General features: G+C 55.0%; 24 protein-coding genes. 12 read left to right on the top strand and 12 right to left on the bottom strand.

The genetic code is table 11. The annotated features are described in order from the left end of the window. Window positions 1-45: 45 nt before the first annotated feature. From EGT74_RS24330 to EGT74_RS24345, 4 genes are all read right to left on the bottom strand, one after another. Complete coding sequence (locus tag EGT74_RS24330; RefSeq protein ID WP_123849223.1) at window positions 46-1,029, bottom strand: MvdC/MvdD family ATP grasp protein; 984 nt, start codon at window positions 1,027-1,029, stop codon at window positions 46-48. Beyond that, complete coding sequence (locus EGT74_RS24335) at window positions 1,022-1,984, bottom strand: MvdC/MvdD family ATP grasp protein (protein ID WP_123849224.1); 963 nt, start codon at window positions 1,982-1,984, stop codon at window positions 1,022-1,024. The genes EGT74_RS24330 and EGT74_RS24335 overlap by 8 nt, the downstream gene beginning before the upstream one ends. Window positions 1,985-2,058: 74 nt before the next feature. Further along, entirely contained in the window at window positions 2,059-2,238 is a 180-nt protein-coding gene (locus EGT74_RS24340) for a microviridin/marinostatin family tricyclic proteinase inhibitor (protein ID WP_123849225.1), read from the bottom strand. A 50-nt stretch (window positions 2,239-2,288) separates the two neighbouring features. Further along, complete coding sequence (locus EGT74_RS24345) at window positions 2,289-2,441, bottom strand: microviridin/marinostatin family tricyclic proteinase inhibitor (RefSeq protein WP_123849226.1); 153 nt, start codon at window positions 2,439-2,441, stop codon at window positions 2,289-2,291. Between the two features lie 130 nt (window positions 2,442-2,571). Here EGT74_RS24345 and EGT74_RS24350 point away from each other — a divergent pair, with 130 nt between their 5' ends. The 5 genes from EGT74_RS24350 (at window position 2,572) to miaA (ending at window position 7,431) form a co-directional block, all read left to right on the top strand. Further along, entirely contained in the window at window positions 2,572-3,738 is a 1,167-nt protein-coding gene (locus tag EGT74_RS24350) for a glycosyltransferase family 4 protein (protein ID WP_246008296.1), read from the top strand. 3 nt (window positions 3,739-3,741) lie between these two features. Further along, entirely contained in the window at window positions 3,742-4,314 is a 573-nt protein-coding gene (locus EGT74_RS24355) for an L-threonylcarbamoyladenylate synthase (protein WP_123849227.1), read from the top strand. Window positions 4,315-4,431: 117 nt separating this feature from the next. After that, entirely contained in the window at window positions 4,432-5,850 is a 1,419-nt protein-coding gene (locus EGT74_RS24360; protein ID WP_123849228.1) for a CCA tRNA nucleotidyltransferase, read from the top strand. A gap of 36 nt (window positions 5,851-5,886) precedes the next feature. Continuing rightward, complete coding sequence (locus EGT74_RS24365; RefSeq protein ID WP_123849229.1) at window positions 5,887-6,462, top strand: IS1096 element passenger TnpR family protein; 576 nt, start codon at window positions 5,887-5,889, stop codon at window positions 6,460-6,462. Window positions 6,463-6,528: 66 nt separating this feature from the next. After that, window positions 6,529-7,431 (top strand): tRNA (adenosine(37)-N6)-dimethylallyltransferase MiaA, encoded by a 903-nt coding sequence (gene miaA / locus EGT74_RS24370; protein ID WP_123849230.1) that lies wholly within the window; start codon window positions 6,529-6,531, stop codon window positions 7,429-7,431. 56 nt (window positions 7,432-7,487) lie between these two features. Here the strand turns inward: miaA and EGT74_RS24375 are convergent, their stop codons facing one another. Both EGT74_RS24375 and EGT74_RS24380 read right to left on the bottom strand, forming a co-directional pair. Beyond that, window positions 7,488-9,062 carry an OmpP1/FadL family transporter gene (locus tag EGT74_RS24375; RefSeq protein WP_123849231.1) on the bottom strand — a complete coding sequence of 525 codons (1,575 nt, stop codon included), beginning with the start codon at window positions 9,060-9,062 and terminating at the stop codon, window positions 7,488-7,490. A 124-nt stretch (window positions 9,063-9,186) separates the two neighbouring features. Next, window positions 9,187-10,257 carry a hypothetical protein gene (locus EGT74_RS24380; protein WP_123849232.1) on the bottom strand — a complete coding sequence of 357 codons (1,071 nt, stop codon included), beginning with the start codon at window positions 10,255-10,257 and terminating at the stop codon, window positions 9,187-9,189. Between the two features lie 326 nt (window positions 10,258-10,583). Here EGT74_RS24380 and proS point away from each other — a divergent pair, with 326 nt between their 5' ends. Genes proS through EGT74_RS24395 form a run of 3 tightly spaced genes read left to right on the top strand, consistent with a single transcriptional unit; the run spans window position 10,584 to window position 15,790 of the window. After that, window positions 10,584-12,059 (top strand): proline--tRNA ligase, encoded by a 1,476-nt coding sequence (gene proS / locus EGT74_RS24385; protein WP_123849233.1) that lies wholly within the window; start codon window positions 10,584-10,586, stop codon window positions 12,057-12,059. A 57-nt stretch (window positions 12,060-12,116) separates the two neighbouring features. After that, the gene (locus EGT74_RS24390) at window positions 12,117-15,032 is read left to right on the top strand and encodes a sensor histidine kinase (protein ID WP_158618292.1); all 2,916 of its coding nucleotides are present in this window, start codon (window positions 12,117-12,119) and stop codon (window positions 15,030-15,032) included. Further along, window positions 15,029-15,790 (top strand): LytR/AlgR family response regulator transcription factor, encoded by a 762-nt coding sequence (locus EGT74_RS24395; protein ID WP_074237512.1) that lies wholly within the window; start codon window positions 15,029-15,031, stop codon window positions 15,788-15,790. The genes EGT74_RS24390 and EGT74_RS24395 overlap by 4 nt, the downstream gene beginning before the upstream one ends. 296 nt (window positions 15,791-16,086) lie before the next feature. On the opposite strand, the gene EGT74_RS24400 is transcribed toward EGT74_RS24395, so the two are convergent. Together EGT74_RS24400 and EGT74_RS24405 are read right to left on the bottom strand one after the other, a co-directional pair. Beyond that, a complete protein-coding gene (locus EGT74_RS24400) occupies window positions 16,087-17,622 on the bottom strand; it encodes a trypsin-like peptidase domain-containing protein (RefSeq protein ID WP_123849235.1) in 1,536 nt (511 codons plus the stop codon). A gap of 243 nt (window positions 17,623-17,865) precedes the next feature. Then, window positions 17,866-18,888: an acyl-CoA reductase gene (locus EGT74_RS24405; protein WP_123849236.1), complete on the bottom strand. Its 1,023-nt coding sequence runs from the start codon at window positions 18,886-18,888 to the stop codon at window positions 17,866-17,868. 161 nt (window positions 18,889-19,049) lie between these two features. Here EGT74_RS24405 and EGT74_RS24410 point away from each other — a divergent pair, with 161 nt between their 5' ends. The 4 genes from EGT74_RS24410 (at window position 19,050) to EGT74_RS24425 (ending at window position 21,674) form a co-directional block, all read left to right on the top strand. Next, window positions 19,050-19,397 carry a 4Fe-4S dicluster domain-containing protein gene (locus tag EGT74_RS24410; RefSeq protein ID WP_123849237.1) on the top strand — a complete coding sequence of 116 codons (348 nt, stop codon included), beginning with the start codon at window positions 19,050-19,052 and terminating at the stop codon, window positions 19,395-19,397. A gap of 102 nt (window positions 19,398-19,499) precedes the next feature. Next, entirely contained in the window at window positions 19,500-20,513 is a 1,014-nt protein-coding gene (locus EGT74_RS24415; protein ID WP_123849238.1) for a D-alanine--D-alanine ligase, read from the top strand. Then, window positions 20,510-21,337: a PASTA domain-containing protein gene (locus EGT74_RS24420; protein ID WP_123849239.1), complete on the top strand. Its 828-nt coding sequence runs from the start codon at window positions 20,510-20,512 to the stop codon at window positions 21,335-21,337. Before EGT74_RS24415 ends, EGT74_RS24420 begins: the two co-directional genes overlap by 4 nt. 28 nt (window positions 21,338-21,365) lie before the next feature. Further along, complete coding sequence (locus tag EGT74_RS24425; protein WP_123849240.1) at window positions 21,366-21,674, top strand: rhodanese-like domain-containing protein; 309 nt, start codon at window positions 21,366-21,368, stop codon at window positions 21,672-21,674. A 173-nt stretch (window positions 21,675-21,847) separates the two neighbouring features. On the opposite strand, the gene EGT74_RS24430 is transcribed toward EGT74_RS24425, so the two are convergent. From EGT74_RS24430 to EGT74_RS24445, 4 genes are read right to left on the bottom strand one after another with little or no spacing between them, the layout of a single operon-like run. Continuing rightward, complete coding sequence (locus EGT74_RS24430) at window positions 21,848-22,243, bottom strand: RidA family protein (RefSeq protein WP_123849241.1); 396 nt, start codon at window positions 22,241-22,243, stop codon at window positions 21,848-21,850. Window positions 22,244-22,256: 13 nt separating this feature from the next. Then, window positions 22,257-23,447: a hypothetical protein gene (locus tag EGT74_RS24435; RefSeq protein WP_123849242.1), complete on the bottom strand. Its 1,191-nt coding sequence runs from the start codon at window positions 23,445-23,447 to the stop codon at window positions 22,257-22,259. Between the two features lie 15 nt (window positions 23,448-23,462). After that, window positions 23,463-24,284, bottom strand: a complete 822-nt coding sequence (locus tag EGT74_RS24440) for a type 1 glutamine amidotransferase (protein ID WP_123849243.1) — start codon at window positions 24,282-24,284, stop codon at window positions 23,463-23,465. Window positions 24,285-24,293: 9 nt separating this feature from the next. After that, the gene (locus tag EGT74_RS24445; RefSeq protein ID WP_123849244.1) at window positions 24,294-25,394 is read right to left on the bottom strand and encodes a carboxylate-amine ligase; all 1,101 of its coding nucleotides are present in this window, start codon (window positions 25,392-25,394) and stop codon (window positions 24,294-24,296) included. Window positions 25,395-25,462: the final 68 nt, after the last annotated feature.

The following is a 25,462-nucleotide window of genomic DNA, read 5'->3' on the forward strand; positions in this document are numbered from 1 at the left end:
ATTTAGACCGCAAAAATAATATAATCGGGCACAGTTGATAGCGTTTCATTCCCTTCTTTCTGCCGCATTTAACAATATCGCGGCCAGGTGGCGGGAAATGGCGTTGCTGCAAAGCCGGTCGAGCCAGAAAAATTCACCGGCGGCATTGATCTCGAGAAAGTAATATTTTCCGTCGGGGGTGAGGATGAGGTCGATGGCGCCGTAGTTGAGCCCGTAGGCGTCCATCATGGACAGGAGGGAATTGGCCACGTCTTCCCGGAGGGGATAGGGTTTCCAGTTGTTGACGAGGGCGGCGCCTTCTTTCCGCCAGTCGGTGGCGGCGCCGGGCAGCTGCTGGGAATCGATGGCGAAGGAAAACACCTCCCGGCCCACGATGGTGACCCGCAGTTCGAGCGCCTTCGGCAGTTTTTCCTGGAACACCATGGGGCAGTATTTCAGCTGGTCGAGCTGTGAAAGATGTTCATCCGAGATCTCGTTCGTAAACACCACATGTTCTTCGCCCTCGCGGTAAATGGCGAACGAGCTCTGCATTTTGGCGATCACGGGCCCGCCGGTAGCGGCCAGGAACTGCTGTAGCTGCTGCGGGGAATTGGTGATGCAGGTTTCAGGCACCAGCAGGCCGTGTTTGACGGCCATGCGCAGTTGCTCTTCCTTGCTGTCGAGGCGGCGGTACACGCTGTACCGCTCCAGCTGGAAACAGGGGAGGCCTTCGAGCATGCCGAAGAGCGTGCGCCGCACCTCACCGAGCGCCGAGCTCAGGAACTCCTTGTCCAGCAAAGGTTCAAGCCCTTTCCCGATGTGGTAGCTGCGCCGGTACCAGACGGCTGTAATATCGTCGAGGCGCTCGTCGCCGAGCCAAAGCGCCCAGCGGCCGCCCTGCCAGGTGGTCGTTAAAGTGAGGTCGGCGGGGTAACGGTCCACGTCGAAACGGACGCTCTGCCCGCCCAATTCGGCAATGGCCTGTATAACGGTGTCGGCGGCCTCGTTGTCGGCCGTATGGGTGATGATCAGCACTTTCCCTTCAGGCATGGGTGATCTTTTGTACAAGTTTTTCAGCGATCGTCTCGGCTATTGGAAAACCTAAATATTTCTGCAGCATGCCCCACTCGCCCTGGGGGTTCACTTCGAGGAATACATACTGCCCGTCCGGTTGCACGATCATGTCTATTGCGCCGAAGGGCAGCCCCAGCAGTTGCATCAGCCGCGTGATCTTTTCTTCCTGCGCGGGCGGTAGCACGAAGGGCTCCCACTGTATGATGGTGGTGCTCGCCGTACGCCAGTCGGTAGTGTCCGGAGCGCGGAGGCTGCCGGTGAAAAACTCGCCGTCTACATACACGATCCGCAGCTCCCGGTCTTTGGGGATGTATTGCTGCAGAATCATGGGGCAGGCGGAAAGCGACTCCAGCATGGGCACATCTTCCTTGCGCAGGCGGGTGGTGGGGAAGAAGTCGCCGCGCCCGTCCATCGTTTTCGAGAGGGCGCCGTGCAGCTTCACCACTACGTCGCCGTTATGGTCGTCGTAAAACCGGATGGCGTCTTCTGCATGGTTGCTGAAGAGCGTTTGCGGCACTGCCAAACCTGCGGCCTGTGCGGCGGTGAGCTGCAGCAGCTTGTTGCCGCTCACGGCATGGTCGATGTCGATGCGGTTGATCCAGGGTACGTCGAGCGAGTCGAGGAAAATGTGCAGCGAGGTATTGTATTCTTTGACAAAAGCGGGCACATAGGCGGGATCAAGGGAGGCAGGCACTTTCAGTTCCCATAATTTACGGTACCACACGCCGGTGATGTCGGCCGCATCTATCAGCGTATTGCCATGTTCCAGCTGGTATTGCGGCCCCGCGGCGGTGAGGCGGTAGCGCAACCGGTAACGGGTGCCGAACTCGTCTGAATTGAAGCGGAAACTGGGATACCCCAGTTGTTCGAGGTGTTGCTGTACTAAATCGATGGTGTAAGTATCCTGAGAATGCGTAATGCAGAGAATCATGTATGGTTCCTATAAAAAACAAGCAACAGCCGCAGCCATTGCTTGCAAATGATCAATGTGAAGGGGAAGGCAGCTTACAGGAGCCACCATTCCTCATCCCCGTCTGAAGGGTATTTGTGCGTCTGATCGGGGGCATCCGCCAGCTTGCTCGTCCAGATGCCGGACTCGCGGCGGTTTTTCTCTTCTTCCGCTTTCGTTTGCGATTCGAGGAATTGCGCAAAGAATGGCTTTAATACCTGTTCATTGGGTTTCATAATCTGATATGTTTTTTAGTTACTGATAAAGTTTGAAAGTAAAGCTGATGTTACACTTCATCACCGTCCGAAGGATATTTCAATGTGTGCTCTATATGGTCCCAGATCTTCAGGGTGAATATCGGAGGTTCCTGCTGTGTCTTACGCTGTTTTTCCAGGAACTGTGCAAAAAATGGTTTCACCGGATTGGTGGAGGGTTGCATACAGGATCGGTTTTAAGTGATGAATGCATTAAACAATGTTCCGTTAGCTCCGTGTGGCCCGACTCGTTTCCGGGCAGACAAACAATTTAGCATTTTTTACAGAAAGAAAAAAAATATTAACGATGTGGCTGTGAGAAATATTATTTTGCCCCCGGACAAAACACTGCACACCTTGAACATCGGTTTCGACGCCAAAAGGGCTTTCCAGAACCGGACGGGCCTGGGGAACTACAGCCGTACCCTCATCCGTTCGCTCGCGGAAATATACCCGCAACACCAGTATTTTTTATTCGCGCCTAAAACGAAGCCCCTGTTCCGGCCACCGGCGCACATGCCGGTCATCCTGCCCGGCAAAACCCATCACCGCCTGCTCAAATCCGTATGGAGAAGCCGCTGGATGGTCAGCGACCTGCAACAACAGCAAATCGACGTGTTTCATGGCCTCAGCGCGGAACTGCCCTTCGGCGTGCACCGCATCCCCGTGAAAACGGCCGTTACCATGCACGATCTTATTTTTGAACGATATCCGGGCCAGTACAACCCGATCGATGTGTATACTTACCGCAAAAAGGCCCGTTACGCCTGCAAACACGCCCACCGGGTGGTTGCCATCAGCGAGCAGACCAAACAGGACCTGATGCTCTTTTACGGCGTTCCTGCGGACCGTATCAGCGTCTGCTACCAGGCCTGCGACCCCGCTTTTGCCGTATTGCACCCGCAGGAGGTCATTAGCGCCATGCTACGGCAGTACGGGCTGCCGGAAAAGTATTTCCTCTACGTAGGCTCGGTGATCGAGCGGAAAAACCTGCTCCGCATCGCCGAAGCGCTGCACCAGCTGAAAGGGCGCCTCAACGTTCCCCTGGTGGTGGTGGGCGATGGCGGTAAATACAAGGAAACGGTTAAAAGTTACCTGCGGCAGAAAGGGCTGGCCCAACAGGTGATCTGGCTCAACGAAACGGCCAGTTTCACTTTTAAAGACCTGCCCGCTCTCTTCCAGGGCGCACTGGCCCTGCTGTACCCGTCGCTCTTCGAAGGGTTCGGCATTCCCATCCTGGAGGCGCTCTGGAGCCGCACCCCCGTGATCACCTCGCAGGGATCCTGCTTCCTGGAAACGGGCGGCGACGCGGCGCTGTATGTGGATCCCCTCAGCCCGGAAGCCATTGCCGGCGCTATGGAAAGCGTATCCGAAAATGGAACATTTGTTGAGGGCATGAGGGAACGGGGATGGATGCACGCACAAAATTTCACCATCCCCAAATGCGCGGCAGCGGTCATGAACGTGTACGAAAACCTGTAACCGATGATTCATTTCGAGAACGACCTGGAACATGCTTTGGCCGTCCTGAGAACGGGCGGCACCATTTTATACCCTACAGACACCATCTGGGGCCTGGGCTGCGATGCCACCGATGAGGCGGCGGTACGGCGCATCTTCGCCCTCAAAAAGCGGGACGAGTCCAAAAGCCTGGTGATATTGATGGCGGATGTCAAGGACCTCGTAAAGTACCTGTCGCATCCCCCGCCCGACATTGCGGATACGCTGGCGGGCTTCGACCGCCCCACTACCGTGATCTACGAAGGGGCCCTGCACCTGGCGCCCAACGTGGTGGCTGAAGACGGCACCGTGGCCATCCGCCTCGTCAAAGACCCGTTTTGCCGCCACCTGGTGAAACGCCTGCGGAGGCCCCTGGTGTCCACTTCTGCCAATATCAGCGGGGAGCCGGCGCCCCGCAGTTTCGCCGATATTTCCCCGGAAATCCTCAACGGTGCGGATTATGTAGTGAAATACCGCCAGGATGATGCCTCCGAGCACCAGCCTTCCCGGATTGTGCGGATAAGAAAAGACGGACAGATGGAGGTGCTGCGCCCGTAGCGGGCCCATGGCGGCTTTATTCAGCCGCTGCGGGGCCGAAAGGCCGCAATGAAGCGCAATCCCTTGGGTTCCTCCCTCAATTCAATTACTTTTGCGCCTTAAACCAGTAGAAAGTATATGCAGATTCCCTGTACACCACGGGAAATGGATTTGTTCGAAAGCGTGGCCGGTGCAGCGCGCCAGATTGGCGTTCCCTGCTACCTCATCGGCGGTTTCGTCAGGGATAAGCTCCTGGGCCGGCCCACCAAGGATATGGATATCGTTTGCGTCGGGGACGGCATTACGCTGGCCCATAAAGTAGCGGCCACCCTCGATCCGGCGCTGAAAGTGAACTATTTCAAAACCTACGGCACCGCCCAGATCCGGTATAAAGACCTCGAAATAGAGTTCGTGGGCGCCCGCAAAGAAAGTTACAGCCGCGAATCGCGCAACCCGGAAGTAATGCCGGGCACGCTGGAAGACGATCAGTTGCGCCGCGATTTTACCATCAACGCACTCGCCATCAGCCTCAATAAAGCCGATTACGGCAGCCTGCTGGATCCGTTCAACGGGCTGCAGGATTTGCAGGATAAACTCATCCGTACCCCCCTGGAACCGGGCGCCACCTTCAGTGACGACCCGCTGCGCATGATGCGCGCCATCCGGTTCGCCTCACAGCTGAATTTCAGCATCGTGCCGGAAACCTTCCAGGCCATCGCCGATCATGCGGAAAGGATTAAAATCATCTCGCAGGAAAGGATCACGGACGAACTGAATAAAATATTGCTGTCGCCCAAACCTTCTGTGGGCCTCGACCTGTTGTACAAATCCGGCCTGCTGAAAATCATCTTCCCACAGATGATCGACCTCGTAGGCGTGGAAATGCAGGAAGGCAAAGGGCACAAGGACAATTTTTATCATACGCTGCAGGTGGTGGACAACATCGCCCGTCATACCAAGGACCTCTGGCTCCGCTGGTCGGCCCTGTTGCACGACATCGGCAAACCGGCCACCAAACGCTTCGAAGAAGGCCATGGGTGGACGTTTCATGGTCATGATGCGGTGGGCGGCAAAATGGTGCCCCGCATCTTCGCCCGGCTGAAACTGCCGCAGCACGCGGAAATGCGCCAGGTGCGCAAGCTGGTGGAACTGCATTTGCGGCCCATCAGCCTTACCAAGGAGAATATAACGGATTCGGCTATACGGCGATTGCTGTTCGATGCCGGGGAAGACCTCGAGGCGCTGATGCTGCTTTGCGAAGCGGACATCACTTCCAAGAACCGCGCGAAAGTGAAGCGGTACCTCGAGAATTTCGAACTCGTGCGCGAACGGCTGAAAGAAGTGGAGGAAAGCGACCGCATCCGCAACTGGCAGCCGCCCATCACCGGTGAGCTGATCATGGAAGTGTTCGGCCTCAAGCCCGGGCGCATCGTGGGTGATCTTAAAAACACCATCCGGGAAGCGATCCTCGACGGTATCATTCCGAACAATTATGAAGCAGCTTACCAGTACATGCTGGATAAAGCCAAAGAACTGAATTTGACCCCTGTTAAATAATTTGGTACTTTTGCCGTACGCCTATAACTTAATCATATGCCGGTATTGAAGTTTAGAGTTTATTGGGAAGAAGATGAGAGTGTCTACAGAGACATTGCGGTTAAGCCGTCCCAGAATTTTTTACAGTTCCATCAAGCCATATTAACTGCATATGAGTTTGACAGTAAACACAAAGCCACGTTTTTCCGCAGCAACGACAACTGGCAGCGTGGCCGCGAGATCATCCTCGAAGCCGATAACCAGGCCCGAAAGGTAGAACCGCTGATGATGGGGGAAACGCCCATCGGCGCCATGGTGAAGGCTCCCAACCAGAAATTCATTTACCTCTACGATTATGCGAAAAACTGGACGTTTCTCGTTGAACTGATCGGTGTAGCCAAAGATGAAAACGTGAAACTCACCTATCCCGCCTGCGTACGCAAAGAAGGCCTGGCCCCCAGCCAGTACGGCACCAAGGGCCTGATCGGCGACAAACTGGTGGAAATGGAAGAGAAATATGACCTCAACCGCGAAGGCATGTCGGAAGACGGCTTCGGTGAAGAAGGAGAGGAGGCGGAAGGAGAAGAGGACGGCGCGGAAGAAAGCGGCGGCGAAGAAGAAAATATCTTTTAATAACCATACTGACGGGGCCGCTGCTACAGCGGCCCCGTTTTGCATACAACATATTCCTGCATCCGGATGAAAAATACGGTGGTGGTACTGGCCGGCCCTACGGCTGTAGGTAAAACGGCATTGGCTATACGAATCGCTCAACAGCTGGGAACGGAGATTATCTCCGCTGATTCCCGTCAGTGCTACCGCGAACTGAGCATCGGCACGGCTAAACCCTCGCCGGAAGAACTGGCCGCGGTACCGCATTATTTCATCAATTCCCACTCCATCACCGAAGAAGTGAACGCGGCCATGTATGAGCAGCTCGCGCTGCAGTATGCGGACGATATCTTCAAACGCCGCCCGGTGGCGGTTGTGGCGGGCGGCACGGGTCTTTATATCCGCGCCCTGCTCGAAGGCATGGACCGGATGCCGCCTGTTCCGCCGGAGATACGTACCGCGCTACGCGAACAATACGCCGCCCACGGCCTCGCCTGGTTGCAGGAAACCCTGCGGCGGCGCGACCCCGCATTCTACGCCGTGGCGGAAACGCAGAACCCCCAGCGCCTGCTGAGGGCCCTTGAAGTACTGGAGGCCACGGGGCAATCCATCACCGCTTTCAGAACAGCCACCCCGCAACAGCGCAACTTCAACATCATCAAAATCGGCATCCAGCTGCCCAAAGAAATGCTGCACGACAATATCCACCGCCGGGTAGACGGGATGATGGACGCCGGGCTGGTGGAGGAAGTGCGCAGTGTGGAAGCATTCCGCCATCACAATGCTTTGCAGACGGTGGGGTACGCCGAGATCTTCGATTATTTCGACGGCGCCCTGAGCCTGCCGCAGGCCGTGGAAGCCATCAAAACACATACCCGCCAGTACGCCAAACGGCAGCTCACCTGGTTCCGTAAAGACGCGGACATACAATGGTTCGACGCGCGGGAAGGGGATGCCATCATGCAGGCATTACTGGCGCAACTGCACTAAAACAAAAAAGGAAAGAGCGGCGCCCTTTCCTTTTTTTGTATCCGGAATGTTTATGATCAGAATTTGAAACCTACGGTGGCAAGCACGTTACCGCCGGAAAGGTCTACCGTAGCGGGTGCTACGGCGGTTGAACTCAGGCGGTAAGGCTGATAGGCGTCGCTCGCGAGTGTATGCACATACGTGAGGTCCGCAAAAAATCCTTTGTTACGGTAACCGATGCCGCCGCTGAATTTTTTCATACTGCCGTCTGCACCGGAAACAGTGTTCTGGTAGGGGCTGCTGTAATAAGCAAAACCTGCGCGAACGGCCAGTACCGTGAATTTCATTTCACCACCCACCCGGAAGTTCAGCGCGCCTTTGTACAGGTCTTCGATCGACTGGTTGAGGCGGCGCGCGAAATCCTGGTCGCCGGCGGTGCCTTTGTTGAAGTTATATTTCGCGCCGGCATAGTTTACATACTCCACATCAGCGGTGATGAAACCGTGCTGTTTGCTCACGTCGGCATTGGTGCCGAAGATGTAGGAGATACTGCCGATGGCGCGGCTGGGCGTTTGCAGTTTGTATTCGTACTCGATCGGGTAACCGTCGGTCAGTTCCTCGGTATCCTGCCAGATCGGGTTGGTGAAGTTCGGGTCGTTCGGCGGCCTGAACCCTTCCAGGTCGGCCTGTACGCGGGCGGTAGACTGGTCGCGCATGGAGTACCACGAAGGCGTGTGATAAGCCACACCGAAACGCAGGCTGGGTACGGGCGAGTAGATGATGCCGAGTTTGGCGTTAAAACCTACCGCGTCTGTCTTCAGGTTTTCCGTATGCTCGAAATAAGCGAAGTTGTTGTTATTGTCGCCGCTTTCATCGTCTTCCGCGAAGGTGCGGGTGCGCTCGTAGCGGATGGTGGGAAAGTTCAGCGAGGCCCCGAAGTAGAACTGGTCGTTGTAGTTGCCGCCCAGTGCGAGGGAAAACTCGTCCTGCCCGCCTTTTTCCTTTATCAGGTCCTGTTGCCGGATGCCATTGGCGCCGATGGGCACGCCGGAAACATATTTGGTGGCGTTGCCGGAGCCGTCGAATTCGGCGTCGATCACGTAGGTGTTCAGCCCGAGGCTTGCGCCCAGCGGGTAGTCGATCGTGGCGCTGCTGAACGGAACGGGGTTGTTGCCGCGGTTCAGTTCTTCCACCCACCGGTCGGAGTAGCTGCTGGTGCGGTTGATGCCGTCGAGGCGGAAAGTATTGTTGAAGTTGGCGAGGCGGTTATAATCCAGTGCAAAAGCGAGGTTTTTGAATTTGCTGTTGCTGTTGCGTACGGGCAGGCCGAAAACGATACCGGCATTGCCCAGCATGGCGCCTGATTTCTTCTCGTCGGCGCTGTTGCCGAGGTAGCTGGAACTGTTGCTTTTAAAGAAGAACCCGGGTGTGATAACCACTTCACTCGTTTTGTAAAAGCCGATACCTGCCGGGTTAACGTGCGAAGCCGTGATATCCCCGCCCAAAGAGCCTGCCGCGCCTCCGATAGCCTGCGTGCGCGCCGTTCCTCCCGTGGTGAGGCGGCTGTAGCGTAGCGCATCCGCTTCTTCCTGGGCCCATCCATGAGCGGATACACCAAGGGCTATCAAAAGAAATGTGATTCTTTTATTCATCTGTAACGTTTTGTGTTGTTGTGGAACAAGCGAACCTGAACCTGGTAGCACAGGGGTAAAAAAGGGAATGATCAATTACGGACGTTGTTATACGGTCCGCAATTGATCATTCAAAGAATATGGATCAACCGCCTCTGGGACGGAAAGTTCTGGCCGGTGCGCTGCTTCCGCTGCTGTTGGACGGAGAAGAACTCGGGCTCGGATAAGACCTGCTCGGTTCCGGCGCCCTGTAAGTAGGTTCGCTGCGTACGGGAGCGCTGCGCTGCGGGGTGCTGCGTTCGTAGTTCGGTTGTGATACCGGACGTTCGCTGGACGACCTGTCGAACACCCTTCTCGGAGCGCTGTTGTTGCTATTGTTGTTGTTATAGTTCGGTTGTGATACCGGACGTTCGCTGGATGATCTGTCGAACACCCTTCTCGGAGCGCTGGTATTGCTGCTGCGGCCGCCTGACGTGTTATCGGGCGTATAATTGCCGCCGCTGCGGTCGAATACCCTCCGGGGTGCCGCACCACGGCCGCTGCCGCTGTTGTTGCCGGAATTCCAGTTGTTGGTGTTGTTGAACACCCTTGAGCTGGAAGAACCTCTCGGGCCCCATGAGTTGGACGGACGGGAGTTGTAATAACCGCCGTGCCAGCCACCCGGGTAGCCGCCGCCATACCAGCCGCTGCCACCGTACCATCCGGGATAGTAGCTGCCATACCAGCCACTGCCGTACCAGCCGTGCCAGGGATTGCTGTAGCCATACCACGGGCTGTACCAGCCGCCCCAGCGGTAGGGATTATATCCCCAGCCGAAGCCGATGCTGAGCGAAGGGCCCCAGTATGAACCCCATGAGCCCCAGCGGCTGCCGTAATAATTGTTGATGTAAACATTCGGACTACCGTAGAAATCGTCGTAATAATAACCATCCCAGTAGTTGCCGCGATAGCCCCTGCTGAAATTGTCGATACGGCGGGCGTAATCATAACGCTCTTCGTCTTCGTCCTGGTAAGTTACATAGGTGTTGCCATTGTCATCATACGTTTCTTCTACTGCATTACTTTGCGTATTTCTGGCAGTGTTACTGGCATACACTGTTTGCGGTCTCGCCGGAGAGTGATATACATCATCCGGCGTTTGTGCGGTTTGATATGCCGAAGAGCAGCTGCTTAACACAAGCACGGCAGCTACGGCACTATATATCATAGGTCTCATCTGGTGATATTTAATGAACAATGTAAATTTACTCAATTTAAACGAATTTTATCGTTGAAGAATGGGCCCCGCACCAAAGCGTTTTATTATCTTCGCACACCCGGTTAAGCCGTAGCTGATTTTTAACACCGGTTGGTGGCACTTTCCGTATTATTATATAAACAAATATTACGCCAATAAATTGTGTCAGATGCGCCGGAAATGCAGGGTTTCTGCTGAGTGGCCGCTGAAACGGATAAACGGAAAAAAGAAGGCACTAACCGCCTGTAAAGGAAGCAGTTGCAGCAGCAGCCAAACCGGGTAAACGGTAAAAGAAAAAAATTGATATGAGTAAAGAGATTACAGCCCGGTCGCAGGACTATGCGCAATGGTACAACGACCTCGTTTTGAAAGGCGGCCTCGCTGACTATTCGGCCGTAAAAGGCTGCATGGTAATCAAGCCCTACGGCTTTGCCCTCTGGGAAAACATGAGAGACGTACTGGACCGGATGTTCAAGGAAACAGGCCACCAGAACGCGTATTTCCCGCTTTTTATCCCTAAAAGCTTCCTCAGCAAAGAAGCCGACCACGTGGAAGGTTTTGCCAAGGAATGCGCCGTGGTTACCCACTACCGCCTCAAAAACAACCCGGACGGCAGCGGCGTGATCGTGGACCCGGACGCCAAACTGGAAGAAGAACTGATCGTCCGCCCCACCTCCGAAACCATCATCTGGAATACATATAAAGACTGGATCCAGTCGTACCGCGACCTCCCCCTGCTCGTGAACCAATGGGCCAACGTCGTGCGCTGGGAAATGCGTACCCGCCTCTTCCTCCGTACCACCGAATTCCTCTGGCAGGAAGGGCATACCGCCCACGCCACCGCAGAGGAAGCCATCGAGGAGACCCGCAAAATGCTGGACGTGTACGCCGATTTCGTGGAAAATTACATGGCCGTGCCCGTGGTAAAAGGCGTTAAATCCGCCTCCGAACGGTTCGCCGGCGCAGTGGACACCTACTGTATCGAAGCCCTCATGCAGGACGGCAAGGCCCTCCAGGCCGGCACCTCCCATTTCCTGGGCCAGAACTTTGCAAAAGCCTTTGACGTTCAGTTCTCTAACAAGGAGAATAAACTCGAATATGTTTGGGCCACCAGCTGGGGCGTATCCACCCGCCTCGTGGGCGCCCTCGTGATGGCGCACAGCGACGACGACGGACTTATACTACCGCCCCGCATCGCGCCGTTACAGGTGGTGATTGTGCCGATCTATAAAGGGCAGGACCAGAAAGATCCCATCGACGCCAAAGTGGCCGCGATCGTGAAAGAACTGAAAGCCGCCGGCATCCGGGTGAAATACGACGATTCCGACAACGCCCGCCCGGGATGGAAGTTCGCCGAGCACGAAATGAAAGGCGTGCCCGTGCGTATCGCCATCGGCTCCCGCGACCTCGAAAACAACGTGGCCGAGGTAGCCCGCAGGGATACCAAAACCAAGGAAAGCCTGTCCCTCGACGGCCTGGCAGGCAATATCGTAGCTTTGCTGGACGAAATCCAGCAGAATATGTATAACAAAGCCCTCGCTTTCCGGAACGAGCACATCACCCCGGTGGATTCCTGGGAAGCGTTCGAACGCGCGCTGGATGAGAAAACCGGCTTTGTGGCCGCCCACTGGGACGGTACCCCTGAAACCGAAGCCGCCATCAAGGAAAAAACGAAAGCGACCATCCGCTGCATCCCGTTGAACAATCCGCAGGAAGCAGGTGTTTGCATTCTGACCGGCAAACCCTCCAAAGAGCGGGTGCTGTTCGCAAGGGCTTATTAATCAAGCAAAAAATACTGTCATCCAACATCGTTGATGCAAGCCATCCGCTACATAATAATGCTGCTTTTTAGCCTGGGATTGTACAGCACTGCGTGCGCACAAGGCCTGGTGATCCGCAATTATAATGTAAAGGATGGGCTTGCCAACGCTACCGTATATGCCGCCGTACAGGACCCGGAAGGGTTCATCTGGTTCGCCACCCCCACCGGCGTCAGCAAATTCGACGGCAAACGCTTCCGCAACTACACCAAAAAAGACGGCCTCACCGACAACGACGTCGTGAAACTCGCGGCAGACTCCCGGGGAAGGGTATGGTTTTTCACCAATAACGGCAAACCTTCCTTCTACAGCCGCCATACGCTGCACAACGAGGAAAACGACACCAGCCTGCGTTTCAACAGCCGCAGCCATTACATGCAGTATGCCTTTGAAGACAAGGCCCGCGCCGTATGGTTCCTCAACACCGCCGGCCGCATCATCCAGTACAATGGCCGGCAGATCGTGTACGACAAGCTGGGCGCCAAACAGGCCGACGTGCTCTGGCTGCTCAGTAAAGACAGCATCTTCAGGCCCCTCCAGCGGTATTTTAACCTGCCCTCCGTCAAAGACAGCAACAACGTTAACCAGAAAATATTCCTCACCGCGCCGTACCCGCTAAAGGACCCGGACTTCGGGGAGCGTATCCGCAAATACCCCATCCTGCTCGCCGGCAACGTGGCGTATTCCTACACCTCCGGGGAAGTGATTCCCTTCCTCAAAGGCTCGGAGTGGGGGATCAACGAGGATATCAGCAGCATCTGCACCGACCGCAACAACCTCTGGGTGGGCACCCAGCGGGCGCTCTACTATATCCGCGACTTCTTTAAAGGGGAGCGGAAGGTGAACAAACTGCTGAGTAACCACTACATTACCGGCATCCTCAACGACCGCGATGGCAATATCTGGATCACCACCTACGGCGACGGGGTGTACCATATTCCCTTCAAACACTTTTATTTCGGGTACCTCGACAATACCAACGGGCTCTATTCCCATTCCGTGTTCAGTGTGTTCAAAGACCGCCGCAACGGGCTGCTGTACATCGGTGAAAACGCCGGGATGCTCAATATCATGAACGGCAACGGCAACATTTCCCGCCTTTCGCTCGACTCCACCGTGGGGCGCAACAGCGTGTTCGGGATCATGGCCCTGCCGAAGGGGGAGGAAGTGGTGATCGGCACCGATAACGGCATTTACCAGTACGCCCCCGGCATGCGGCAACCCCGGCTGGTGATGAACATGCGCTCCATTAAAGATATGGACATCACTCCCTCCGGCAGGCTGCGGGTGGTGACCCGCAACAAACTCCTGACGGGTATCGACGCCAAAAACATCACCGACCTTGCCGGTCTCGAAACCCTGGTGTCGTCTGTGTCGTGCATCAACGATTCCGCTTATTACCTCGGTACCGGCGCCGGCCTGTACTACAGCAGCGGCCACCAGCCGCCGGTGCCCGTACAGCGCGACCCGCGGCTGGGCCAGAGCATCAAGGACCTGCAGTGGATCAACGGCTACCTCTGGGTAGGCACCAGCGACCAGGGGATTTTTGTGCTGAAAGACAACGAGATCGTGCGCCATTTCAAAACGAGCGACAACCTGGTCAGCGATATCTGCCAGCAATTATATTACGACGGGAAAGACCGGCTGTACGTAGCCACTAACCGCGGGGTGTCCGTCATCGACGCCAAAGAACGGGTGCTTATCCGTAACATCACGTCGAACGACGGGCTGATGAGCGACGACATCCGGGGGCTCTGCCATTACGGCGACACCCTGTTTGTGGCCACCTCCAACGGCCTCTGTTACTTCTCCCGCGACCATATTCCCGTGGACACGGTGCCGCCCACCGTGTACCTGAATGCCATCCGGTATGCGGACAGCAGCTTCCCGCCCAGGCCGCATTTTTCCCACCTCTACCAGCGCAAGGGCGCTCTGGAGGTGGAATTCGGCGCCATCGCGTACGACCTGCCCGAACTGGTGGAATACCAGTACAACTTCTCCGGCGACACCACATCCGGCTGGGTGACCACCAAAAGCAACATCGTGCCGTACCCGCGCCTGCTGCCGGGAGATTACACCCTGCTGTTCCGGGCCCGCAAGTACAAAAGCGACTGGAGCGCCCCAGTGTCCATGCGCATTTCGATTTTGCCCCGGTGGTACCAGGAATGGTGGGCGAGGGCTATCCTTGTGGTGCTGGGTATCCTGGCTATATTATTGATTCTCAGGTATATCGTGGGCCGCATCAAAGGCGGGGAGAAGCGGAAAACCGAGTATAACCGGCGTATCGCCGAACTGGAAGCCAAGGCGCTGACCAACCAGATGAACCCGCATTTTATCTTTAACTCCCTCAATTCGGTGCAGCACCTGATCCTGGAGAAAGAGGAAAAGCAGGCCCTCAATTTCCTGGCGGACTTTGCCACCCTCATGCGCCAGATGCTCAACAATTCCCGGAAGTCTTACATCTCGCTGGAGGAAGAGGTCGCTTTCCTGGCGCGGTACCTGGAACTGGAAAAAATACGTTTTGCCAATTCTTTCGTATATAAATTCGAATTAAGCGATGAATTAAAGGAGTATACCGTGTATATCCCGCCCATGATCATACAGCCCATTCTCGAAAATGCGGTGAAGCACGGCCTGGCCCCTAAAAACGGCAGCGGGCACCTGCTGGTGCGGCTGGAGATGCATGGGGACCTGCTGTATTGTGCGGTGGACGACGACGGGATAGGCTGGGAACACGCCAATAATATCAAAAGCGGGAAGCTCGCCAAGCACGAATCCACCGCCCTGAGTGTTATTAGAGAAAGACTCCAGATTATTAAATCTTTTAATGGAAGCGTTGGAAAGTTAGAAATTATTGATAAATTTAAGTCTGGATTCGGCAACAAGGAAGGTACCTTGGTTGAAATCCTGATTCCCATTGTAAAGATGTTATGAGTATTATAAAAGCTGCCATTGTAGACGACGAGGTCCGCAACATTCATATCCTGCGAAACATACTGGAGAATTACTGCAAGGATGTAAAAGTGATAGGAGAAGCGCAAAATATCCACGAGGCCGCTGAAATGATCAAGAATAACCCTATTGACGTTCTGTTTCTGGATATTGAGATGCCCCCACATAACGGTTTCCAGCTGTTGGAAATGTTCCCTGTCCTTAACTTTGAAGTGATCTTCATTACGGCATTCCAGGAGTATGCGCTACAGGCGATCAAATTTGCGGCATTGGACTACCTGCTCAAACCGATCAAGGTGAGCGAGGTGGAAGACGCGTTGGAAAAAGTGAAGCGCAGCAAAAAAGGCCGCCTCAACGAGCTGGCCTCGATCCTGAAGGACTACGTGAAAAATAACGATAACGCCTTCTCCAAAATCGTTATCCCCGTCAACGACGGCTATAATGTCATCGACCTCAAAGACATCATTTACTGCGAAGCATTCGACAGCTACACCAAAATCCAGCTCATCAACAACGTATCCCATCTCATCTCCAAGTCGCTCAAGGAGTATGAGGAAATGTTGTCGGACAAGGGTTTTTACCGCGTGCACAAGTCGTTCCTCATCAATATCCATCACATCGTGAAGATCATCAAGGGCCTCGGCACCGCCGTGATCATGAGCGACCAGAAGAATATCCCCATTTCCTCCCGTAAGAAAGACGAGTTTTTCACCCAGCTGAAAGGGGTCATCAACCTGTAAGCCCTTATTTTCACCTTTCGATTATTACCGTTAACGGACAATTTCTTGGCGTTTACCAAATGCCCTGTCGCCGCATTGGGTTATAGTCCTACATTAGAGTAGGGTTTTCATAGGATATATGGTCATTCCTGTACACAATACCGAAATGGCCATAAGAAAAGCCCTCCGCCAGGAGGGCTTTTTTAATTGTATCAACCGTCTAACCGTATCGATGCGTTGGCGTTCAAATAAGAAGGCCACCCGAGAAGCGGGCGGCCTTCAATCCTAACCTATAAAACCTATATGAAAACACTTGATTAAAAATCCACGGAATTGCTCAGGTCCAGGTCGTAATACAGGATATTACTGTACTGGTCGTTCGCATAAAAACCTTCCAGCCTCACTTTGTCTTTACCCTGCAATGCGTTTTTGAGGGCATCCACATTGGTCGTTTTGGCGCTGCCGGCTTTCAGTATCACGAAACCGGGTTTCATGTTGGTCTGCTTTTTAATCAGCCCGCTGTTGATAGTGGTGACTACTACGCCGCCTTCTATCCCCATTTCCTTCGAATACCGTGTATTCAGCGATGAAAACTCAGCCCCCAGGTAGTCGAGTACACTTGGCTTCACAATGTCCGTATTCCCGTCGAGGTTCTTCAGAATTGCACTGGCCGTGTACTCTTTGTTGTTGCGCAAATAATTCACGCTCACTTTGTCACCTGGTTTGTATCGGCTGATCTGCTCCATCAACTCCGGAATCGAGGAGGTTTTCACGCCGTTTATCTTTGTAATGATGTCTCCTTCCTTGATGCCTGCTGCGGCTGCGGCGCCGGTGGCGGGTACGTTGAGCACCTTGATGCCTGCCAGGTCGCGGCTCATGCCGGCTGCTTCCAGTTCTTTTTCGCTCATGGTGTTCGGGTTCATGTATTCAATACCCAGGTAGGCGCGTTGTACGTTGCCGAATTTCATGAGGTCGTTCACCACTTTTTTCACCAGGTTCACGGGGATGGCGTAGGAATATCCTGCGTATGCGCCCGTGGGAGAGGCAATGGCCGCGTTGATACCGATCAGTTCGCCTGCGGTATTGATCAGCGCGCCGCCGCTGTTACCCTGGTTCACCGCCGCGTCCGTCTGGATGAACGATTCGATGGCGGAACGGCGATTGCGGGTGTTGATGCCGATGGCGCGGCTTTTGGCGCTCACGATACCGGCCGTAACGGTGGTTTCCAGGTTCAGGGGATAACCTACCGCCAGCACCCACTGGCCTACCTGCACATCGTCCGAGTTACCATAGAGGAGGTAAGGCAGGCCTTTGGACTCTATTTTGATCACGGCCAGGTCAGTGTTCGGATCGGTGCCGATCACCTTCGCCGTGTAAGTTTTGTTGCTGCTGAGGGTCACGGAAATCTCATCCGCATCGTCTACCACGTGGTTATTGGTTACAATAAAACCGTCGTCGGAGATCAATACCCCTGAGCCGGAAGCCATCTGGCCCGGTGAATAATACCGGCGGCGGCTGCCTTCGTCTTCAAACTGTTCACCGAAAAATTCCTCCAGCAGGCTTCTTCTCTTCTGAATATTGCTGGGTAACTGTTTCGGGTTGATTTTCGTTTTTATATGCACCACACCCGGCGTGCCGATTCGGGCTGCCTCGGAAAAATCCGTGGGCGGGGTGAGGTTGTTATTGCCTGCTGTGCCGGGCATGTAGTTCGCATAGTTCACGGGAACCGTCTGCGAACCGTTCTGAAATACACCTTCCTGACGGGGCTGGAAATATTTGCTGTAAACAAATATGCTCCCAAAGGCGGTGGCAGCGCTGATCAGAATGGTTGCCGCAACTTGCCTGAATTTCATATTTGTGATGGTTTTAAAAGGGTTATTAGGTATAATTTTATTCAGGTATTCCAAGATCAATTTGCATGCCTGTGTATACAAATTTAACCCTGAAACGGGATTAGACGTTATAACACCAAAGTATTTAACAGATTTTTATACCAATCGTTAAAGCCGCCTTAATGATCTCCCCATTAAACGGCACAGGCACTGCCAAAAGTATTGGCGGTGCCTGTCAAGATAACAAAGGGAATGACATTTTGGTTAAAGCCCCCGGAAGAACGCGGCGGTATCGGCGCCGTCCGCATAATCCGTCAGGGACGGCCGCTGCGCCTGCCCGAAGGGGATTGCGTCGCGGGCCACCAGGCACTGTAAGTCCGGGTGGGCTTTGAGCTGCGCTTCCAGCTCCCCGCGGTTGCGGTAAAAGCCGTAATGCAGCACGCTCAGCGGCGAAAACAGCGGGTCGGACTCGTGGAGCAGCAGGCTGTCGTTCGTCAGGTACGGCGAGGTATTGAGCAGGTACAGCGCCAGGTTATAGTCGTAATTGTTTTTGTACTTGTGATGGTCGGCCAGGTAATCGTATTTCTTCAGGGCCTCCAGCAGGGGAGCGAAATCGTACCCTTCGGGCACATACACCTTGGTCACATTGCGGCAGCCCAGCCCGAAATACAGCATCACATCGTCTGCCAGCGCCTCCAGTTCCTGCGGCGTTTCTTCCCCGGTGAGCACGGCGGCGGAAGTACGGTTGCGGCGGATGATGTGGGGGTATTTGGCGAAATAATAGTTGAAATACCGGGCGGAGTTGTTGCTGCCGGTGGCAATATAGGCATCGCAGTCTTTCAGCACCTCGTGGATGGTGGTGACGCCGGCCAGTTCCGGGGCCCATTCTTCCACCTTTTTGAGCAGGTGGGGGAGCAGGATATTGTCTTTCGACGAGAGTTTCAGCCGGATCTCGTGGCCGCTGAGGAAACCCGTCAGCCAGTCGTGGAACCCCACGAGGGGAATATTCCCCGCCATCACGATGCCTACTTTTTTCGGCGCGGCCGGTTCCCCGAAGCCGGGATACTGGGCCAGCCACTCTTCCAGCTTCGGCCGGGCGAGGTAATATTGGCGGATATTGTCGATGGAAAGGTCGATGAACTCGGGCGTAAACCACCCGTTGTGCTGGTAGGCCTGCCGTTTCACCGTGTCCAGGCTTTCCCGTTCTTCGTCCGTGCCCGCTCCGCCCAGGTAGGCGTTCAGCCGCTCCAGCACGGCCAGTTTCTGTGATATGTTGTGTTGTATCATGTTGTCTTTTTCAAAGCCCCCTCGGATATTCCTGCCGTTTTTTATATTTTGGCCCGGATTTCTCCATGGCGTCCCCGAAAATTATTTGAGTATTTAAATTGAAGATATTCTATTTTTGAAGCAAAATTAATGGCTTACATCCTAAACAAAAAGTTTACAACATGGCAATTAAGATAACAGACGAATGTATTAACTGCGGCGCATGTGAACCGGAATGCCCGAACAATGCCATTTACGAAGGCGGGGTTGAATGGGCGATTGCAGACGGAACGACCGTGAAAGGCTCCTATACCCTCATGGATGGCTCGGAATTGGATGCCGACCAGCGGAATGCTCCTATCAGCGTGGATACTTATTATATCGTACCGAATAAATGTACCGAGTGCCAGGGTTTCCACGAAGAGCCCCAGTGTGCGGCGGTGTGCCCGGTAGATTGCTGCGTACCCGATGAAATGTACCAGGAAACGGTGGATGAGCTGATGGCCAAAAAAGCCAAACTCCACATCTAGCCTTCAAAATCAATAATATTTGCTATAAGTGAAAAGGAAGGACCAGCGATTTGTTGGCTCTTCCTTTTTAATTTTTTACTTTTCAGGTTATTTACAAACCTTATGAAGAAGAACATAGCCCTAGTAGCCGGAGGTTATTCCGGAGAATATGTGATTTCGGTGCAAAGCGCGGCCGTCATCGAAAAAAACATCGACGCGGCGCTGTACGACGTTTACAAAATCATCATCACCCGTGAAAGCTGGCTCTACACCGCGCCGGACGGCAGGGGGTACGAGGTGGACAAAAACGACTTCAGCCTGACGGTAGAGGGCCGGAAGATCAGCTTCGACGCCGTTTTCATCGGCATCCACGGCACGCCGGGCGAAGACGGGCGCCTCCAGGGTTATTTCGAAATGCTCGGCATCCCCTATACCAGCTGCGGCATGGTCACGTCGGCCCTTACCTTCAACAAAAGCTACTGCAACAAAGTGGTGGCCCAGCTGAACGTGGTGAACGTGAGCAAATCCGCCCACATCTTCCGCGACAAACCCTACGACACCACCGCCATCCTTTCACAGCTCCGCCTTCCCGTGTTCGTGAAACCGGCGGAAGGGGGCAGCAGCATCGGCATGAGCAAGGTGAATACGGCGGAGGAGCTGCAGCCGGCCATTGAGAAAGCGTTCAAAGAAGACAGCCAGATACTCATCGAAGAATTCATCAAAGGCACGGAAGTGACCTGCGGCATGTTTTACGCCAGCGGGAAACTGAACGTGCTGCCGCTCACGGAAATCCGCAGCAGCAAGGAGTTTTTCGACTACGAAGCCAAATACACCCCGGGCATCACCAACGAGGTGACCCCCGCGGAAATCCCCGAAGCCGCCGCCGCCCAAATCCGGTCGGCCGCACAGGAACTGTATGTGCGCCTCAACTGCAAAGGCATCGTGCGGGCCGATTTTATCCTCGAAGAAAGCACCGGCAATGTGTATTTCCTGGAGGTGAACACCATGCCCGGACAGAGTGAAAACAGCCTCGTACCGCAGCAGGTGCGGGCTGCAGGACTGACTTTGCAGGCTTTTTACGGCATGCTTATTGAAGAATGCCTTGGCAAGAAAAATACCCTTACTTTCAACGCATGAAACTATTCGACAACATCACTAAACGGTCCTTCGGCTTCAACCTGCTGGTTATCCTGGGCGTGATTGTGCTTTTTTTCATCATCTTTTTCAGTTCGCTTAGTTTCCTGACCCGCCACGGCGAGGAAGTGACGGTGCCCGACGTAAGGGGCAAAAGCATCAAGGAAGCCACCGCCGCCCTGGAGAAGATGGGTTTTGAAGTGGAAGTGCGCGACTCCATCTACATCGATACGATGCCGGCCCTGCTGGTATACGAACAAACGCCCGAGCGCGGCGATGTGGTGAAGGTGAACCGCACCATCTACCTCACCGTCAACAAGGTAGTGCCGCCCATGGTGCCGATGCCCGACCTGGAGGGGCTCACTTACCGCTCCGCGGAAATGACGCTGCGGGCCCGCCGCCTCAACATCGGCGATACCATCTATAAACCGGACTTCGCCACCAATACCGTACTGGAACAACTGCTGAACGGCAAACCCATCAAACCCGGCAAGGAAATCCCCGAAGGGAGCAACATCACCCTGGTGCTCAGCAGCGGCACGGGCAGCATGGAAAACCCGGTGCCAGACCTCGTGGGCAGCACTTATTTCGAGGCCCGTGAGATACTTGCGGCCAGCAACCTGAACGTGGGCACGGTACTGATCGACGGGGGCGTAACGGACACCCTGGGCGCCTTCATTTTCAAACAATCGCCCGCACGGCGCAACGAGCTGGGAGAACTGAACCTCATCCGGGCCGGTGAAAGCGTAGATTTATGGCTCACGGCCACCAAACCGGTGAAGGACAGCATAGCCGCGCCAGCACCGCCGCCGGCAACAGAAGAATAAATATTAACTTTGTAAAAATATTCGCAACATGGAAAATATAACTGCGGAAGAAGTAAAACAACGCATCGACGGCGGCGAAAGCCTGAACCTGGTAGACGTTCGTGAGCCCCACGAAAACGCGGAGTTCAACATCGGCGGCATCCTGCTGCCGCTGGGCGATATCCGCGCGATGCAGACGGATGCGGTGGAAAACCTGAAAGACCAGGAAGTGATCGTATACTGCAGAAGCGGTAACCGCAGCGCACAGGCAGCCATGCTGCTCGAAACGTACGGTTTCCAGAACGTAAAAAACCTTGCAGGCGGGATGCTGCACTGGCAGGAGAAATTCGGCCGGTAATACCTTCTTTTCAATTTTTGAGCCGCTCCGTCAACGGGCGGCTTTTTTTATGGGTGGCTTCAAACAGGGCATGCTTTTCAATGCCGGTACCGCGGGGGCATTATCAACGGGCTCCTTCACAGGATTGCTGATGCCACGCCGGCAAAACGGCGGAGCATGCAGGTAACAATACACTATCCTTTCAACGCCGGCACCACGGCGGTGGCTTCAATTTCCACGAGCAGCTGCGGGTCGATGAGGCGGCTTACTTCCACCATGGTGGTGGCGGGACGGATGGCCTGGAAGAATTCACCGTGGGCCCGGCCGATCTCTTCCCATTTCGAGATATCGGTCACGTACATCCTGGTGCGCACCACATCGTGCAGCGAAGCGCCTGCCTTTACGAGCACCGCTTCGATCTTGGCCAGGATGTGTTTCGTTTGTTCATACGCGTCATTGATGCCGATCACTTTTTCCCCGTCTACCGATACGGTACCGGAAATCTCCACCACATTGCCGATGCGCACCGCCCTCGAATAGCCCACTTTGGATTCCCAGGGGGCGCCGGAACTGATGTTTAAGCGTTGCATATATTGGATTGTTTTATTCGAAAAAGCAACTGCTGCCGCCCACCCAGTCGTGATCGCGGTTGAAGTTCACCCCGATCATCCTGCCCTTGCTCAGCCGCGCCAGGTTATGGGCGAGGATGGGAGCGGGGGCATCGTCCGGCCAGCAATACATCAGCCTGATCTCGCATTTGGCCAGGCCGGTGGGCGTGGCAATGGCGGGGGCGTAGTCCACTTTCTGCTGGAGGATCCAGTTTTCCGGGTCGGTGATGCGGTCGGCGTCTTCGGGCGTGGGGTCGATGATCACGCCCTGGCCGGCGAAAGAAAACAGGGGTTTCAGCACATAATTGTGCAGGTCCTGCGGCAGCACGGGAATTTCGTGGAGGAACCAGGCTTTGGGCGCAAAAGGCCCCTGCACATGCGGGAGCAGGTATTTGCTGATGCGGTAGTACCAGTTGGGATGCGGCGCCCATTCCACGTCCAGCTCGTGCTGGAAGTTCACGGTGTCGCCCAGCCGCGCCCGGTTGGCTTCCACATCGTCTGCGATCATACGGTTATAAATGCGGTGCACGGGCACCAGCTGCCCGTTGCGGCGGTAAAAGAGTTTTTTGCCGTCCTGCACCAGGTCAGACAGGCATACGGTGGGAATGCCGAGCATATTACCGGTGCATACAAAGTCGATGAGGGTTTTCTGTTGCTGCGGCAGTACTTCGAGCAGGATGACGTTTTCCGGGTTGTGGCCCGCTACGATGGTGCGGCGGAGCAGATCGGCATATCCGCGCGCATCGAGGCCGCTGCCGAAGTTGTTCATGCCGGGCGGTACGTCCATATACCGGCGGTAATGGCGGGCCAGCAGTTCCTGGAAACCGAAGAGGCTGGGGAATCCCTGGAGCTCTATCAGCTGGGGCGCCAGCTCGCCGTTTTCCTGGCGCGTTACGGCAAAGTCGATGATGATGAAGTGAGGATGTGCATCTTCCTTCGGCACCAGCTGCTGTTTGGGTATAGCCGCTTCCGTTAGTTCCCTGAAATCGGGCCGCATGATGAGGGCGTTGATGGCGTTGCCGGCATCGATCAGTTGCTGTTGCAGGGCGCGGGGAACGAACACGGGTGTTTCAGCCACCCTGAAGTCAGGCGTAATACCGGTTTCGGCGGTGAGGCCCTGGAGCAGGGCATTGTACCGTGCGGTGGAAAACTGCTGGTTATATGCCTGTCGGACGGATGGGATCATAATGTCTTCAACGTTTTACGTGTATTGATATTCCCGCTGGTGCAGCAAGGCATCGTGCAGGAAGTTGGGCAGCAGCGTGTCGTGCGTGAGCGGGATTTTGTCCGGCTCCCGGAGCAGCTCCAGCATGCTGTCGTATTTTTCGGCGCCATGCTCGGCCACCACCCGCTGTTTTTTGGCGGGCAGCAGCAGGTGTTTGCGCATACCCGGGGCATCGGCTTCCGGGTGAAACTGGGTGCCGATCATATACGGATTAAAGCGGATAGCCATGGTGGCGCGTTCCAGCGGTACATGCGGTCTTTCTTTTTCGATGGCGAGGATGCTGGCGCCCATGGCGGCCAGCCGGGCCTCGTTGGGCTGCACTACCTGCCAGTTGCGGCTGTCCACGATATGAAACGGGTCTGGCAGTCCTCCAAAAAGCGGCTCTTCGAGCCCTCCGGCCGTTTTATGCACGGGAAACACCCCGAAAGCGGCGGATTTGCGCCGGCACACCTGCCCCAGCTCATAATAGCGGCACACCACCTGGAAGGAGTGACAGATGAGAAAAACGTATTTTTTACGGGGATTGGGCCCCGCATTCCACTCCAGCACCCCGTCGAGCCACCGGAAATACGCCTGTTCCCAGGCGCTGCCGGCACTGTCTACCGGGCTGCCGGGGCCGCCGGAAGAGATGTACACATCGTAGGAAAGATCGGGTACCTGCCGTTGCCGGCGTACCTCGAATTCATTCAGCTGCAGCGGGATCTGCTCCGTTTCCGCAAACTGTATCAGCAGTTCGCGGATGCAGCGCATCCCTTCGTTTTCCACCCCCTCGTACATATCTAACAAGGCTACCTTCATACTGCAAAATTACGCCAGAAAGCGGGATTGTATATAATCGGTTACCGCCACCAGGTCGTTGGCCTCCTCATACGCTTTCAGCTGCTTGTCGGCCCCGGTGCCTTCGGCCAGGATGCGGTGGGTACCGTCTACCGCGGTGGAGCGGGAGCCCAGGTCGTCGAGCACATCGTCCACAAAATCAAGCAATTCGTAAATCAGGGCCCGGGTATTGACCTCCATTTCCTTCCCGAAATCGATCAGGTTCCCGTCGATGCCGTAGCGGGAGGCGCGCCATTTGTTCTCATTGACGAGGGCGCGGTTATAAATGATGAAGTTGAGGTTCTGCATGCGCAGTTTATAAATCTTGGCGCATACCGCCTGGAACAGCGAGGCCAGCGTGATGGTTTCCCGCACCGTCAGCGGCACGTCGCAGATGCGGAATTCCACGGTATCGAAAAACGGGTGCACCCGGAGGTCCCACCACACTTTTTTCGCATTGTCGATGCAGTTGGTTTTCACCAGCAGCTTGATGTAGTTATCGTACTCCTCGATGCTGGCGAAATAGTCGGGGATGCCCGTGCGGGGGAACTTGTCGAACACCTTGGTGCGGAACGATTTGAAACCCGTGTTGCGGCCTTCCCAGAAAGGGGAATTGGTGCTGAGGGCAAAGATGTGCGGGAGGAAGTACCGCGCGCTGTTGGCGATGTGCAGGGCCATTTCGCGGTTTTCCATGCCTACATGCACGTGCAGCCCGAAAATCAGGTTGGAGCGCGCGGCGTCCTGCATTTCGTTCACCAGTTCAAAATAACGGGGATGATCGGTGATGAGCTGTTTTTCCCATTTCGAAAAAGGATGCGTGCCGGATGCGCCGATGTTGAACCCCAGGTCGCCGGCGATCTGCCGGATGGTCTGGCGGAGCAGGGTCACGTCCGCATGCGCTTCTTCGATGTTGGCGCAGATCTGCGTGCCTACTTCCACTACGGCCTGGTGCATTTCGGCCTTCACTTTGTCTTTGATCACTTTCTGCGCCTGTTCCACGATCTTCTGCTCGTGGGAGCGGAGCTCGCGGGTCTGCGGGTCGAGCACCATGTATTCTTCTTCAATTCCGAGGGTAAACGCGGAGAAATTCATGCATCAATATGTTTATAGACGGCCTGAGTTTGTTCATTCAAATCAAACCATGAAGATCGTGAATTATT

Source organism: Chitinophaga lutea (assembly GCF_003813775.1).
Classification (GTDB): Bacteria; Bacteroidota; Bacteroidia; order Chitinophagales; family Chitinophagaceae; genus Chitinophaga; species Chitinophaga lutea.

Excerpts from the sequence above, each read along its gene's own strand:
- EGT74_RS24330 (WP_123849223.1), bottom strand. The coding sequence starts at position 1,029 with ATGCCTGAAGGGAAAGTGCTGATCATCACCCATACGGCCGACAACGAG.
- EGT74_RS24335 (WP_123849224.1), bottom strand. The coding sequence starts at position 1,984 with ATGATTCTCTGCATTACGCATTCTCAGGATACTTACACCATCGATTTA.
- EGT74_RS24340 (WP_123849225.1), bottom strand. The coding sequence starts at position 2,238 with ATGAAACCCAATGAACAGGTATTAAAGCCATTCTTTGCGCAATTCCTC.
- EGT74_RS24345 (WP_123849226.1), bottom strand. The coding sequence starts at position 2,441 with ATGCAACCCTCCACCAATCCGGTGAAACCATTTTTTGCACAGTTCCTG.
- EGT74_RS24355 (WP_123849227.1), top strand. The coding sequence starts at position 3,742 with ATGATTCATTTCGAGAACGACCTGGAACATGCTTTGGCCGTCCTGAGA.
- EGT74_RS24360 (WP_123849228.1), top strand. The coding sequence starts at position 4,432 with ATGCAGATTCCCTGTACACCACGGGAAATGGATTTGTTCGAAAGCGTG.
- EGT74_RS24365 (WP_123849229.1), top strand. The coding sequence starts at position 5,887 with ATGCCGGTATTGAAGTTTAGAGTTTATTGGGAAGAAGATGAGAGTGTC.
- miaA (WP_123849230.1), top strand. The coding sequence starts at position 6,529 with ATGAAAAATACGGTGGTGGTACTGGCCGGCCCTACGGCTGTAGGTAAA.
- EGT74_RS24375 (WP_123849231.1), bottom strand. The coding sequence starts at position 9,062 with ATGAATAAAAGAATCACATTTCTTTTGATAGCCCTTGGTGTATCCGCT.
- EGT74_RS24380 (WP_123849232.1), bottom strand. The coding sequence starts at position 10,257 with ATGAGACCTATGATATATAGTGCCGTAGCTGCCGTGCTTGTGTTAAGC.
- proS (WP_123849233.1), top strand. The coding sequence starts at position 10,584 with ATGAGTAAAGAGATTACAGCCCGGTCGCAGGACTATGCGCAATGGTAC.
- EGT74_RS24390 (WP_158618292.1), top strand. The coding sequence starts at position 12,117 with ATGCTGCTTTTTAGCCTGGGATTGTACAGCACTGCGTGCGCACAAGGC.
- EGT74_RS24395 (WP_074237512.1), top strand. The coding sequence starts at position 15,029 with ATGAGTATTATAAAAGCTGCCATTGTAGACGACGAGGTCCGCAACATT.
- EGT74_RS24400 (WP_123849235.1), bottom strand. The coding sequence starts at position 17,622 with ATGAAATTCAGGCAAGTTGCGGCAACCATTCTGATCAGCGCTGCCACC.
- EGT74_RS24405 (WP_123849236.1), bottom strand. The coding sequence starts at position 18,888 with ATGATACAACACAACATATCACAGAAACTGGCCGTGCTGGAGCGGCTG.
- EGT74_RS24410 (WP_123849237.1), top strand. The coding sequence starts at position 19,050 with ATGGCAATTAAGATAACAGACGAATGTATTAACTGCGGCGCATGTGAA.
- EGT74_RS24415 (WP_123849238.1), top strand. The coding sequence starts at position 19,500 with ATGAAGAAGAACATAGCCCTAGTAGCCGGAGGTTATTCCGGAGAATAT.
- EGT74_RS24420 (WP_123849239.1), top strand. The coding sequence starts at position 20,510 with ATGAAACTATTCGACAACATCACTAAACGGTCCTTCGGCTTCAACCTG.
- EGT74_RS24425 (WP_123849240.1), top strand. The coding sequence starts at position 21,366 with ATGGAAAATATAACTGCGGAAGAAGTAAAACAACGCATCGACGGCGGC.
- EGT74_RS24430 (WP_123849241.1), bottom strand. The coding sequence starts at position 22,243 with ATGCAACGCTTAAACATCAGTTCCGGCGCCCCCTGGGAATCCAAAGTG.
- EGT74_RS24435 (WP_123849242.1), bottom strand. The coding sequence starts at position 23,447 with ATGATCCCATCCGTCCGACAGGCATATAACCAGCAGTTTTCCACCGCA.
- EGT74_RS24440 (WP_123849243.1), bottom strand. The coding sequence starts at position 24,284 with ATGAAGGTAGCCTTGTTAGATATGTACGAGGGGGTGGAAAACGAAGGG.
- EGT74_RS24445 (WP_123849244.1), bottom strand. The coding sequence starts at position 25,394 with ATGAATTTCTCCGCGTTTACCCTCGGAATTGAAGAAGAATACATGGTG.